The following is a 12,888-nucleotide window of genomic DNA, read 5'->3' on the forward strand; positions in this document are numbered from 1 at the left end:
CGGAGTTAGAAGGAGCACGTGGATCTCTACGGCATGACGGGCGACGCGCTCTTCGAGTGGGCGCGCGAGCGCGGCGCCACCGCAGGCGCGGCGCGGACCCTGGCGCGCTTTCTTCTCGCACAAGCAGCGGGGCGTCCCACCGCCGGATCGCCTGCGCGCGACCTTCTGGCAGCGTTCAGCGACGCTCCGGTCCGTCCGCACGCCGACGCGGCGAAGTCGAGCGACGGCACCGTCCGCTTCGCGGTCCGGCTCGGGGATGGCGAGCTCGTGGAGACCGTCCTCATCCACCAGCCCGCTTCCGAGCTGCGCCGCAGGGAGCGGTGGACGGTGTGTCTCTCGTCGCAGGTCGGATGCGCTCGCGGCTGCGTCTTTTGTGAAACGGGCCGCCTCGGGCTCGTGCGCAATCTGAGCGCCGCGGAGATCGTCGTCCAGTATGCGCTCGCCGCCCGGCATCTCGGGGCGCGACCCGCGAACGTCGTCTTCATGGGGATGGGGGAGCCGCTGGACAATCTGGAGGAGGTCCTGCGGGCGATTGCCGTCCTCCGCGAGCCGGGCGGGTTCGCCGTGCCAGAGCGGCGCATCACGGTGAGCACGGTGGGGATCGTCCCGCGGATGGACGAGCTGTTCTCGCGGACCAAGGCGCAGGTGGCCGTTTCGTTGCATGCCATCCACCCGGAGCAGCGCCGCGCTCTGTTGCCGGTAGCGAGAAAATGGAGCTTGACGCATTTGCGCGAGTGCATCGCCCGCGCGCCCCGCTCGGTCCTGCTGCAGTGGACGCTGATCGCGGGTGTCAACGACGCCGATTCCGACGCCGACACGTTGGCGCGATTCTGCGAAGGCCTCGACGTCCGCGTGAACCTGATCCCGCTCAATCCGGGCCCCGTGGCGGGGCAGGTGGCGCCGCCGATGGATCGCTGCCGCGCGTTTCAGAGACGTCTGTCGGGACACGGCGTGCGTGCGCTCCTGCGCATGCCCCACGGGCAGCAAATCGGCGGCGCTTGCGGGCAACTCGCTGGCGCGCGTCGTGCGATGGGCAACGCGCCGGCTGCGGGCTGACACCTTGTCGCCCGTGTCCTAGGTTTGCCGCCCTATGAAGCGCTGGCAAAAGGCCGTCGCAATCGTCGTTGCGGTCGTCGTCGTCCTGGTCATCATCCTCTCCTTCGTCCTCGACGGGATCCTTACCTCCAAGGCCAGGGAACAGGCCCAGGAACTGTCGCAGGAGTGGGGACGGCCGGTGCAGATCGGCGGCGTGGCCACGAAGCTCCTCACCGGGCTCGGCGTACGCGTGTCCGACGTCCAGATCGGCGCGGCCTCGGGCGAGGACGTGCCGCTCGTGGCCCTAGAGCGCGTCGAAGTGCGCGTGGCGCTGCTGCGCGCGCTCTTCTCCGGCGGCAAGAGCGTACAGGTCCATTCGGCGGAAGTGCAGGGCTTGACGGTCAACGTCGAGCGCCTGTCCGATGGCACGACGAATCTGCAGCGCTTCCAGGACAAGCTCGCCGAGAGCTCCGAAAAGAAGGCGAAGGACGAGAAGCAGTCCGACCTCTCGTTCCTCCGCGTCGACCACGCGGCGCTGCGCGAAGGAAAGGTCGCGTTCATCGACAAGGCGACGCGCGGGGCAAAGGAGCTCGCTGTCCAGCATCTCGACGTCGAGGTCAACGACCTCCGCTCGGGAAAGCCCCTGGAGGTGTTGCTCAAGGCCGCCGTTCTCGCCGACAAGCAGAACCTCGAGGTCCGGGTGAAGACGGCGCCGCTGCCGGTCACGCTCACGCCGATGCCGACCAGCGTCGCCCTCCACGTCAATCCACCCATCGACATCGGGCCCCTGGGGCCGTTCGCCGGCAAGGACATCGGCCTGGAGTCGGGAACGCTCGACGCCGACTTCGATGCGCAGCTCGGCGCAGCGGTCCCCGGCGGCTCCGGCCCGACTGCCGTGAAGGGTGTCATCAAGCTCGCGGGACTCCGCTTCGCGGGGGCGGAGGGCGGCAAGAAGCTCGACGTGGTGCTGGATACCGACTTGAAGGGCGACGCCGCCGCCGGAGACATGCGGATCGACAAGCTCCGCCTCGATCTCGGGCCTGCCGGAATCACCGGCCACGGCACCGCCAAGGGGCTGACGTCGCCTTCGCCGAGGATCGAGGGACTGGAGATCGTCTCGCACGACCTCGATCCCGCGCGTCTCGCCGCGTACTACCCGCCGCTCCGCAAGTCGTTGGGCGACATGTTCGCGGGCCCCATCGGCCTGACGGTCCGCGCCAGCGGCACGCAGGCAGCCCAGGCGCTGGAGCTGCGCGTCGACTTGACACCCGTGAGAGTGACCGTTCCGGAGCAGATGGCGAAGGCAGCCGGCGCGCCGATGACTCTCGTCGCTCACGCCAAGGGCGCGGCCGCAAACAACGGGCCGATCCGATTCGATGCGAAGCTCGATCTCGCCGGAGTGGATCTGCGACCCGGGCAGTCATTGGACAAGAAGCCCGGTGGTCGCCTCGACCTCTCCGTCGAAGGGACGCGGAAGACGAACAAGTCGAGCACCGACCCGGAACAACGCATCGAGCTCGCCGACGTGAAGGCGCACGTGCTCGACGACGAGCTTCAGGGCAAAGGTTGGGTCGAGATGAAGGGCGCGGGAGCAAAGGCGACGAAGCAGTTCGATCTCGATCTCGCCTCCTCGCATCTCGATCTCGACCGGATGCTCATGCCCTCGACGAAGAAGAAGGAGAGCAAGCCGCTCGATCCCGCCACTTTCAAGGGCCTCTCCGGACACGCGAAGGTGCAGATCGCGCGCCTGACGATGAAGAAGCAGACCGTCACGGACATCGTCGCCGACGTCGTCGTCCAGGAGGACCACGTCAAGGTGAACACGGCGCAGCTGAAGGCCTTCGGCGGGACGGTGAACGCCGGCGGCACGGAGATGCGCCTCGCGCACCCGGACGATCCCTTCCACCTGGTGACGAAGCTCGACAACGTCGGGCTCGAGAACCTCGTCGCGCTGGGTTCCAGCCACAAGCTGGTCGCCGGCAAGTTCAATGGCACCATCGACCTGCGCGGCGCGGGCGACCTGGAGAAGACGCTGGCCGGAGTGCTCGACGGCAACGTGCTCGACGGCGTCTTCTACGGCAAGGACATCCTCGGCTCGGTGACGGGACCTCTGTCGAAGGCGCTTCCTTCCGGTCTCGCCGGGAAGACGACCCAAGGCGGGATCACCAACCTCGGCCAGAAGCTGCCGTTCGGAGTCACGATCGACAAGGGAGTCGCGAAGCTGAAGAATCCGATCACGATCTCCCGCCCCGAGGCGGAGATGTCGTTCTCGGGCGGAATGCGCATGGACGGGACGCTCGATCTACCCGGCACCGTTTCGCTCTCGCCGGAAACGATCTCCGCCATCACCGGCGGGAAGGTGAAGCCCGCGAGCGCGATTCCGGTCACGCTCAAGCTGGTGGGACCCGCGTGGAGCCCGAGCGTCGCCGATCTCGATCTCAAGCCCGCGGTGAACGAGATCGTGAAGCAGGGCGGCGCCGCGCTCGTCGGTCGCGCCTTCGGCGTCGATTCGTCGAAGGCCCAACAGGCGGCGGAGCAGAAGGCGCAGAAGGTCCAGGATGAAGCACAAAAGCGCGCGGAGGCGGAAGCCGCTGCGCAGAAGAAAAAAGTCGAAGAGGAGGCGAAAAACCGGCTGAAAGGCCTGTTCGGAAAGTAGTGGATACTTTTTCGCTCGCGCCGCGGGCCGGCCCGGGATACAAGGACCCGCTCGACGCCGCTTGCGGGTGGCGTTATCCACACGGAACAATCAATGGCAAATCAGACGAAGGATGCGTCTTTTCGCTCGGTGATCGATCGGTTCACGCGCGAGCTGACCGCGGTCATTGCCCGGCAAGTGGAGGAGCAGGTATCCGCCGCGCTTTCGCGCATGCAGATCGGCGGCGCAACCGGGCGGATGCGGCTCGACGGCAGGCGTTCGGGGAGGCTCTGCCCGGTGCCCGGCTGCGGGAAGCCGGGGGCCGGACCGCGCAACCGGTGGTTCTGCAAGGAGCACGCGAGCAAGCTTTCCGCGGCCGAGCAGCGCAGCATCCTCGAGCGCAACCGCAGACTGGAGGCGGAAGGCAAGCTTCCCACGGCGGTGCCCGCGCAGCGCATCGTGCGGCTTCCCGCCAAGTCTCCGCGGCCGCGCCGGCCCCTCGACATGAGCTGCCGCGTGGAAGGGTGCCCCAACCGGTCCCGCGGCCCGCGCGCCGGGTTCATCTGCGATCAGCACCGCGCCGAGTTGAGCGCCGATGAACAGCGCGCCGCGCGCGAGCGGTGGAACGCCCGGCAGAAGGGCGGCAATGCCGTCGCCGCGCCGGAGCAGCCGAAGCCGTTGCCGGCGCCCGTGCCGCCGATCGTGCGCAAGGCCGAATCCGCCGAAGCCTGACGTAACCGGCGGGGTCGAAACGGCGTACAGAAGGGCGTGGAGGTCACGCATGTCCTCGTCTGAAATCACGCCGAAGCAGCTCTACGTCCGTCGTCGCGAGTTCCTGAAGCTCGGCGCTGGCAGCGCGCTCGCGCTGTCGCTTCCCGCCTTCGCAAAGGCCAAGGTGGAGCACGGAGCGAAGCTCGCCGGCGTGACCGCGAATCCGAAGTACGCGTTGGCGGAGGAGAAGAAGAACGCCTACGAGGACATCACCACCTACAACAATTTCTACGAGCTGGGGACCGACAAGTCGGACCCGAGCGAGAACGCCAGCAAGCTGCAGACGCGCCCGTGGACGGTGAGCGTCGAAGGCGAAGTGGGCAAGCCGCGGAAGTGGGACATCGAGGAGATCCTCAAGTCCTTCCCCATCGAGGAGCGCGTCTACCGGCTGCGCTGCGTGGAAGCGTGGTCGATGGTGATCCCCTGGGACGGGTTTCCGCTGGCCGACTTTCTCAAGAAGCACGATCCGACCAGCCGGGCGAAGTACGTCGCCTTCGAGAGTGCGGTGCAGCCACAGATGCCCGGAGTGAAGGGATATGCGGGAATCCCCTTTCCCTACCTCGAAGGCCTGCGCATCGACGAGGCGACGCACCCGCTCGCGCTGCTGGTCGTCGGTCTCTATGGCGAGGCGCTTCCCAACCCGGACGGCGCACCCATCCGGCTGATCGTTCCCTGGAAGTACGGTTTCAAGTCGGCGAAGAGCATCGTCCGGATCAAGCTGCAGGAGACGCAGCCGGCCACGACCTGGAACCAGTATGGGGGCGGTGTCGAGTACGGTTTCTACGCCAACGTGAACCCGGACGTGGATCACCCGCGCTGGTCGCAGGCAAAAGAGCGGCGCATCGGCGAGTTCGCGCGGCGCAAGACGCTGATGTTCAACGGCTACCCGGAAGTGGCCTCGCTGTACGCCGGGATGGACCTGAGGAAGTTCTATTGAAGAAGGCGCTGGTCCCCGGAGCGTTCGCCGCGTGCTGCGTGCCCGCGCTCTGGCTCGCCGTCCAGCTCGTCACCTCGGGCCTGGGGGCCAACCCCATCGAGGCGCTCCTCAACGACCTCGGGTACATCACGTTCGTGCTGCTCGCGCTCACGCTCGCCTGTACCCCGGCGCAGATCCTGCTCGGTTGGAACTGGCCGATCCGGATCCGCAAGCTCCTCGGCGACTTCTGCTTCTTCTACGCCTGCCTGCATCTGCTCACCTACACGGTGATCGATCAGGGGTTCGACATTCACGCCATCGCCAAGGACGTCCTCAAGCACAAGTTCATCTTTCTCGGGATGGGGACGTGGCTCTTGCTGCTGCCGCTCGCCATCACGTCCACGCAGGGCTGGCAAAGGCGCCTCGGTTTCCGCCGCTGGAAGCGCCTCCACCGGCTGGTGTACCTGGCCGGTGGGCTGGCGAGCTTCCATTTCCTGCTCCGGTTCAAGACGCCGCGGCTCGAGACGGTGGCCTGGATGGGAGTGATCGGCGCGCTTCTGCTGGTGCGCGCGGTGGAAGCGGCGCGGCGGAGGGCGAGGGTGGTAGAGTCGCCATGAGATGTCCTCTCGCGCCGCCAGCATCCTGATCGTCGACGACGACGCGAATCTTCGCCAGAACATCCATTTCATCCTCGAGAAGGGCGGGATGAAGTCGTCGATGGCTTCTTCCGGTGAAGAGGCCCTGCAGCGGATGCGCACCACCGCGTTCGATCTGGTGCTGCTCGACGTGCAGATGCCGGGCATGGGTGGCCTGGAAGCGCTGCGCATCATGCGGGAGCGGCACCCGGACGTCGGCGTGATCATGTGCTCGGTGCTCAAGGACATCGCCGTCGCGGTGGAGGCGATGCATACCGGAGCGCTCGATTACGTCACCAAGGACTTCTCCCCGCCCGAACTGATCGCCCGGATACGAAAGACGCTGGCCCAGCTCCGCGCGGGCCGCGAGCTGGAGCGGCTGCACGACGTCGAGGCCACCCACGTCGGCCGGCCCATGGTGCTGGGGACCTCGCCGCGGATGCGCGCGGTGGTGCAGGTGGCGGAGAAGATCGCCGCCAAGCCCGTCACCGTGCTGGTGACCGGTGAGAGCGGCACCGGCAAGGAAGTGCTGGCGCGCTACATCCACGCCCGGAGCGACCGGAGGACCAGTCCGTTCGTCGCCGTGAACCTCCCAGCCATTCCCGCCAACCTGGTGGAGAGCGAGCTGTTCGGACACGAGCGCGGCTCCTTCACTGGCGCCGACAGGCAGAAGCTGGGCAAGTTCGAGCTGGCGAACGGCGGGACGTTGTTCCTCGACGAGATCGGCGATCTGGCGCTGGACCTCCAGGCGAAGATCCTCCGCGCGCTGCAAGAGCACGAGATCGAGCGGGTCGGTGGAGAGAAGCCCATCCTGCTCGACCTGCGCGTGATCTGCGCCACCAACCGCGAGCTCGCGAAGCTCGTCCAGGAAGGAAGGTTTCGCGAGGATCTCTTCTGGCGTCTGAAGGTGGTCCCCATCGAGCTGCCGCCCCTGCGTGAACGGCGCGAGGACATCCGCGATCTGGCACAGCACTTCCTCGCCCGGAACGCCGCCGAGCACGGCCGCCTCCCGCAGACGCTCTCCGATGGCGCCCTCCAGCTCCTGGAGCGGTATCGGTGGCCGGGCAACATCCGCGAGCTGGAGAACATCATGGCCCGGATGACCGTGGTCTGCGACTCGCAGGTGATCGAGGAGTCGGACCTTCCGTACGACTTCGCGCTCACGGCGGCGGCCACTCCGGAAGCGGAGGCGGGCCAGAGCCTGGAGGCGGCGATCCTCGCCTTCGAGAGGAGCTTCTTGCGCAAGGCTTTGAAGCGGAACCAGTGGAACCGCAAGCGCACCGCCGAGCACCTGCAGATCGGCTACTCGACGCTCAAGGCGAAGCTCAAGTCTTATGGCATCGTGGCGGGCGCCGAAGGCGACGACGACTGATCGCCGCTGAGCGGCAGGGACAGAGTGAACGTGCTCCCGTTTCCGGGGATGCTCTTCACCGTGATGCGGCCGCCATGGGCCGCCACGATCCGACGCACGTTCGGAAGGCCCATTCCCACGTGCGCGCCAGTCCGCTTCGTCGACGAGAAGGAGTCGAAGAGGGTGGCAATCCGCTCGGGAGCGATTCCTCCTCCCTGATCCTCCACCGTAAACAGCGCGTCGTGCTCGGCGCGCCCCACGCGTAGCCGCACCGCCGAGCCGGGTTCTGAGGCCTCGATCGCGTTGCGCATCAGGTTCAGGGCTGCCCGTTCCAACAGGTAGCGGTCCCCGCGCACCCACAGATCGGAAGGCGCGCGCTGCACGTCGATCCCGATGTTTGCCTCTTTTGCGTATCCCTGCCCTCCGGCGCGGACGCTCTCGGCGAAGGCGTTCAGCTCGATGGGAAGGAATTCCGCCGGCTTCGCTTCGCGCGTCAGATCCGAGAAGTCGGAGACGAAACGGCGAAGCGTTCCGACTTCCGCGCCAATCGATTCGCGGATGCGGGGCAGGTAGTCGGCGTCGTTCATGGCGGCGAGCTGCTCGATCTGCTGCAGGACGATGAGGCGATGCCCGAGATCATGAGTGACGCCGACGGCGATCCGGCCCGCGGTCTTGAACCGCTCTTCCAACTCGAGCGCCGTCAGCATCCGCCGGGCGAGCATGTACCCGACCGCGATGGAGATGAGCAACGTGAGGGCGGCTCCGAAGGCGAGGAAGTGCAGCGCCGTGCGAGCTCCTCGCAGCGCCTCGTCCGCGGGCTGCTCGACGGCGATGCTCCAGCCGAGATCGGGGAGTGAAGCCCATCCCGCGATCAAGTCGCGGCCTTCACCGTTGCGTAGCCGCGCGGGGGCGGGCGTCCCCTTCACCAGGGCGGAAGCAAACGGAGATTCCGCCACGGGCTCGCCGCTGAGGACCGCGGCCCGCATCGAACCGGAGCCTGCCGCGACGAGGTGGCCGCTGCGATCGAACGCGAGCGCATATCCCTGCTCGCCGACGCGGATGCGCTGGACCTGACGCTGCAACTCGAGCAGATCCAGCGTGGCGCAGACGGCGCGGCCGGGCTTGCCGGATGGAACGCAGACATCCATCGCCGGCGATAGCTCCGCGATGTACGTCTCGGAGGCGACTTCGGTGCCCCGCAGCGCCGCGGCGATCCGGTCGCGATCGAGCATCCGTGGCACCTCGCGCTGCGGCGTATCCGCGGAGAGGAGACGTAGCTTGCCCAGGCTCGGCGCATCGAGGGCTATGTCGGCGAGACGCCGTACGGCGTCTGACTCGTCCGCGACGGCAGTGCCGATCGCTCGCAGCATTTCGCGCTGTTGCGCGATGTACGTGGCGATGCGTGCCGCGGCCTGAGCGGCGATTGCCTCGAGGGCCTCCTGCGACGCGCGCTCGCCGCGGTCACCGAGGATCCGCAGGCCAAAGATGGCCAGAAGGAGGACCGGGATGACGCCGCTCGCGGCGATCAGCGCAGTGAGCAGCAAGGCGATGCGGCGCCGCGTCACCGCACGATCTCCCATTCGGGCAGTGTTTCGAGTGCCTCGTACGGCCCGAGCCTCGGATTCACGATCCTGACGTCGACGACCGCGATCTGTTCGCGGGTGCATACGAAAGCACCGGGGGGATCCTCGCGAAGAGCGGCATGAGCCGCCCTCCAGTCACCGGCATCGACGGCCCGATCGACCGCGGGATTCGAGTATCCGATGAGGTTGTACGGTGCTCCGGTCCGCCATACGAGAGCGAGCGCGCTCGGTGGCCATCGGAGCGGACGCGCCGTCACCAGATCGAAATCGCGATTCCTCACCCGCGATACCGCCTCTTCGGGCACCAGCTGGGAAACTTCGCCGGCCCGGTCCGCCAGAACACGTCGCGATGCCAGCGCAAGCCGCTCGAACGGGCCCCAGCTCACGACGCGCAAAGGCCGTCCTGCAGGGGGGCCCGGCTCATCGCCGCCGCTCCCCTCGGCGCACTCCCCGCCGTCGTACGCCAGGTCTCGCACGCGTTGCGAACCAAGGATGCGTTCGAGCTGTAATCGTTCGGATCGCGGCAATTCGGGGTTGAAGAGAATGGAGTCCGTACTTCGTCCCGTGCCGCGGATGATCTGCAGCGATGGCACGCCTCTGAAGAACTCGAGCCAGCGCGACTCCACATCGACGATCAGATTCGTGTCTCCTTTGAGCGTGTGCGCGAAAGCATCGCGAGGAGTGTCGTAGGCAATGATGCGCACGTCATTGATCCGTCCAGCCGCCGGGATCCGCCGCGCCAACCGGAGCTCCGTCGGCGTCTGAGACGCAACCGCGAAGGGTCCAGTTCCGAGGAACTTGTCCTGCACGCGGCGGAAGATGAGCGCATTCAGGAGCAACGCGTCTGCTGGCAGGCCTTCCTGGCGCGACTCGATCAGCAGGGCGCCATCCGACTTGATTGCCCGCAAGCCGGCGGGCTCCAGTGATTGGATGACATCCACATCCGTCACCGGCGTCCCGTCGCTGAAGGTGGCGTCGCGTCGGACCTCGACGCGCAGCTCCTTGTTCGACAAGCGATCGACGCTGGCGGCGAGGCTTGGCCTCAGCTCCCCTGCGGCGTCGATCGTGACGAGCCTCTCATATACCCATGGCTGGGCGATGGAAGCCAAGGCGGTTTCGTTGCCCGTGGGGGCCAGTTCGCCCAACGGCCCCCACATGGCAAGCTTGACGACGAACGCCTCGCGTGATGGCGGCGATGTGCAGCCCAGGATGATACTGAACAGCAATAGCCGATACACGCTGCCTGCCACCTTTCGCAGTACGGCTTTGCGGAGTCAAACGCTGCGAAAGGCGCCGCGGTCATGCGACCGGAGGACTTATCACGATCATTCCGCAGACGGTCGGAACGCGCACGGACTTCCTCTTCGACCGGTTGATCTTCATGGGTGTCTCCAGTGTTGGTCAGGCTGTTTCCGTCCACTCCGGTTGCGGGAACTCCGTGAGGTAGCGGTGGACGACGCTCTCGCGGAAACTCGACTCGAACATGTCCTTCTTGCAGGCGACTTCGTCGCGGCGGCCAGTCTTCAGGAACTTCCCGCCCAGGCACCCGCCGACGCACACCGGGAGATACGGGCAATCGCCGCATTTTTCCCAAGGCCTCAGCTCGACGAGCGGCGCCACCTTCTCGGGTGCCGAGGACGCAACGTGCGCGACCTCGAGTCCCGGGAGCCCGGCGACCACCGGGCATTTGTACACGCGGCCTTCGGGATCGATGGTGTAGTTGTTCTTCCAGTGCAGCTCGCAGGGCCCGAGGAGGCCTTCGAGCGTCCTGCCCTGATGAGCAGTCGGCGTCATCTTCCGGCGCTCGATCGACGCGTTGAGCTGCACCAGCGTCTGCGTCTCCTGCTTTTCGCTGCAGCCGGTGCAAGTGCCTTTACTGCGTTGCTGCGTGTCGACCATCGGCCGGAACATCACTCCGGCAAGGAGCGGCGCGACGCCGCTCTTCTCGAACCGATCGAGCAGCGCTTCGAACGAGGCCGCCTGGTCGGGGAAGAAGTGCCCCCCGACGAACACCTTGCACCCGGCCTGGGCGAGCGCAACGACGTTGTCGAAGATCACGTCGAAGGTGCCGCGGCCGTCGCGATAGACGCGCATCCGGTCGTGCGTTTCCTTGTCGCCGTCGAGAGTGACCTTGAAGGCGCCGGGGCCGAAGGAATGCATCTTCCGGGCGAACTCCACGTCGAGCTGGATGCCGTTCGTGGTCATGTCCCAGCGGAACGTGCCGCCTCGGGCCTTCATCGAAGCGGACAGCACCTGCGCGGTGCGCAGGCAGTAGTCCTTGCGCGTGGTGGGCTCGCCGCCGAAGTAATGGACCTGCAGCGTGCGCAGTCCGCGCTCGTCGACCTGGCGCAGGAGCCACTCCAGCGTTGCATCCTCGGTCGGCGCCGACATCTTGGTGAACGACGGGTGCTCCTTCTGGAAGCAATAGTTGCAGGCGAGGTTGCACTGCAGCGTTGGCATCAAGGTCACGTACATCGTGCCGGGGACGCCTTCGCTCGCCTTGTCCAGGTATGCGCGGACCCTGACATCGTCCTCGAGGCGATTGCTTACGAGAAATCCGTCTTCGACCAGCGCGTCCCGCGCTTCGCGCTCGTCCGCCGTCGCCGGCTGATTCCCCGCGGACCACCGAGCGATGGCGCGGAGCGTCGCTTCGTCGATGCCGGCGTAGCGATCCTCGATCACGCTGTAGAGGACGTGCTCGCCCGGCCGAACGTTCTCGTAGGCGACCACGAATCGGGAGAGCTGCATTGCGCGACCCCTACGCAACGGTGGTGCCAGCTCTCTCAGCGTCTCTCCCCCAGAGGAGACGAGCCAGTTTCCGGGCCGGCGGCCAGCGTTCCGGCCGCGCTTCGGGGCTCGGAACCGGGCCTCGACCTGCGCGGTTTCGCGGCGCGGGATCGCGCGGCAACGCCGAAAGAACTCAATCGGTGCGCGCTTCGCCGCGGGGCCAGAGTGCTGGCTGGAGCGGCCAGTTCCCCGGCCCTGAAGGTGGCGCGCGAATTGCTCGCGACGCGATTTCGTGACTCCGCAAAAGCAAAAGATCATCGCGGTGCGCCACCTCCGTGCAGGAGGGCGCTTGATTCCCGTTCACTTCTCCCGGAATGCCGGAGGCTCCGTCGCGGGACGAGCCGTGCTCGGCGCCCAGGATACCCCCATTCTCGACGGGCCCGATCCCGAAGCGGTGCTCGCCGTCCTGCGCGACGTGATCGACGGCCTCTTGATGGCGCGCCGATCCGCGTAGTCGCGGCGACGAGACTACACCTTTCGAAGTCGCCGCGCTGCCGCGCTTCCGAGGATGGCCGCCGCGACCAGCGCGACCGCCAGCAGGATCCATACCGCCGTCCCGTGGACGGCCTCGCCTTGCTCGAGCGCCTCGACGCTGGGCAACAGCGAGCCGGCCCACGAATAGAGGAACGTGCCGGGCGCCATGCCGATCGCCGTTCCCAGCACGAGATCGCGCAGGCGCATGGGCGTCAGCCCCATCACCGCGTTGCTGGGCGTGTAGGGCAACAGCGGCGAGAGCCGGATCAGGGTGACGGTCAGGAAGCCGCCTTCGGCAGCCAGATTCGCCAGCGCCCGCGCTTTCGGCCGCTCGAGCAGCGCCTGCGCGGCCGCCGCGCCGCCCAAGGCGCGGGCAACACTGAACGACGTTGCCGCGCTCGCGACCGCTGCGGTGAGCGAGATGATCGACCCAGCGGGCCCGTAAAGCCAGCCGCAAGCGACGATGAGCGGGATGATCGGCAAGAGCAACAGCGTCATCAGATAAATCGCGCCGAGGGTCGCCACTGCGCCCGGCCACCCCAGCGCGTGGACGAACTTCGCTCCCTCCACGATCCAGCGGAGCAGCGGAAGCTGGCGGACGAGCGCGTAGAGCAGGAACAGGACGGCCAACGCCGCGAGAACGCGCGCCGCCTTGCGCAGCGCCATCAGGTCTTCTTGAACAGCGGGTCTTCGGCGAGCTG

Annotated in this window: 10 protein-coding genes; 6 read left to right on the forward strand and 4 right to left on the reverse strand. The window is 67.1% G+C overall.

Going from position 1 to position 12,888, the window contains the following annotated elements; genetic code table 11:
* The first annotated feature begins 18 nt into the window (after window positions 1–18).
* The 6 genes from E6J58_05750 to E6J58_05775 all read left to right on the forward strand — a co-directional run bounded on the left by E6J58_05750 (window position 19) and on the right by E6J58_05775 (window position 7,364).
* Window positions 19–1,056: a 23S rRNA (adenine(2503)-C(2))-methyltransferase RlmN gene (locus tag E6J58_05750; protein ID TMB40277.1), complete on the forward strand. Its 1,038-nt coding sequence runs from the start codon at window positions 19–21 to the stop codon at window positions 1,054–1,056.
* Between the two features lie 34 nt (window positions 1,057–1,090).
* On the forward strand, window positions 1,091–3,691 hold the full coding sequence (locus E6J58_05755; GenBank protein TMB40278.1) for an AsmA family protein: 2,601 nt from the start codon (window positions 1,091–1,093) through the stop codon (window positions 3,689–3,691).
* 93 nt (window positions 3,692–3,784) lie between these two features.
* Window positions 3,785–4,402: a hypothetical protein gene (locus E6J58_05760; GenBank protein ID TMB40279.1), complete on the forward strand. Its 618-nt coding sequence runs from the start codon at window positions 3,785–3,787 to the stop codon at window positions 4,400–4,402.
* Between the two features lie 49 nt (window positions 4,403–4,451).
* Window positions 4,452–5,378, forward strand: a complete 927-nt coding sequence (gene msrP / locus E6J58_05765; GenBank protein ID TMB40280.1) for a protein-methionine-sulfoxide reductase catalytic subunit MsrP — start codon at window positions 4,452–4,454, stop codon at window positions 5,376–5,378.
* A complete protein-coding gene (locus E6J58_05770; protein TMB40308.1) occupies window positions 5,258–5,974 on the forward strand; it encodes a sulfoxide reductase heme-binding subunit YedZ in 717 nt (238 codons plus the stop codon). The genes msrP and E6J58_05770 overlap by 121 nt, the downstream gene beginning before the upstream one ends.
* A gap of 1 nt (window position 5,975) precedes the next feature.
* Entirely contained in the window at window positions 5,976–7,364 is a 1,389-nt protein-coding gene (locus E6J58_05775) for a sigma-54-dependent Fis family transcriptional regulator (protein TMB40281.1), read from the forward strand.
* Here the strand turns inward: E6J58_05775 and E6J58_05780 are convergent.
* From E6J58_05780 to E6J58_05795, 4 genes are all read right to left on the reverse strand, one after another.
* Window positions 7,325–9,010 carry a sensor histidine kinase gene (locus E6J58_05780; GenBank protein ID TMB40282.1) on the reverse strand — a complete coding sequence of 562 codons (1,686 nt, stop codon included), beginning with the start codon at window positions 9,008–9,010 and terminating at the stop codon, window positions 7,325–7,327. The genes E6J58_05775 and E6J58_05780 overlap by 40 nt on opposite strands.
* Window positions 8,905–10,035, reverse strand: a complete 1,131-nt coding sequence (locus E6J58_05785; GenBank protein ID TMB40283.1) for a hypothetical protein — start codon at window positions 10,033–10,035, stop codon at window positions 8,905–8,907. Before E6J58_05785 ends, E6J58_05780 begins: the two co-directional genes overlap by 106 nt.
* A gap of 292 nt (window positions 10,036–10,327) precedes the next feature.
* The gene (locus E6J58_05790; protein TMB40284.1) at window positions 10,328–11,971 is read right to left on the reverse strand and encodes a radical SAM protein; all 1,644 of its coding nucleotides are present in this window, start codon (window positions 11,969–11,971) and stop codon (window positions 10,328–10,330) included.
* 210 nt (window positions 11,972–12,181) lie between these two features.
* Window positions 12,182–12,853: a TVP38/TMEM64 family protein gene (locus E6J58_05795; protein ID TMB40285.1), complete on the reverse strand. Its 672-nt coding sequence runs from the start codon at window positions 12,851–12,853 to the stop codon at window positions 12,182–12,184.
* Between the last annotated feature and the right edge of the window lie 35 nt (window positions 12,854–12,888).

This window comes from Deltaproteobacteria bacterium (assembly GCA_005879535.1).
Classification (GTDB): Bacteria; Myxococcota; Myxococcia; order Myxococcales; family 40CM-4-68-19; genus 40CM-4-68-19.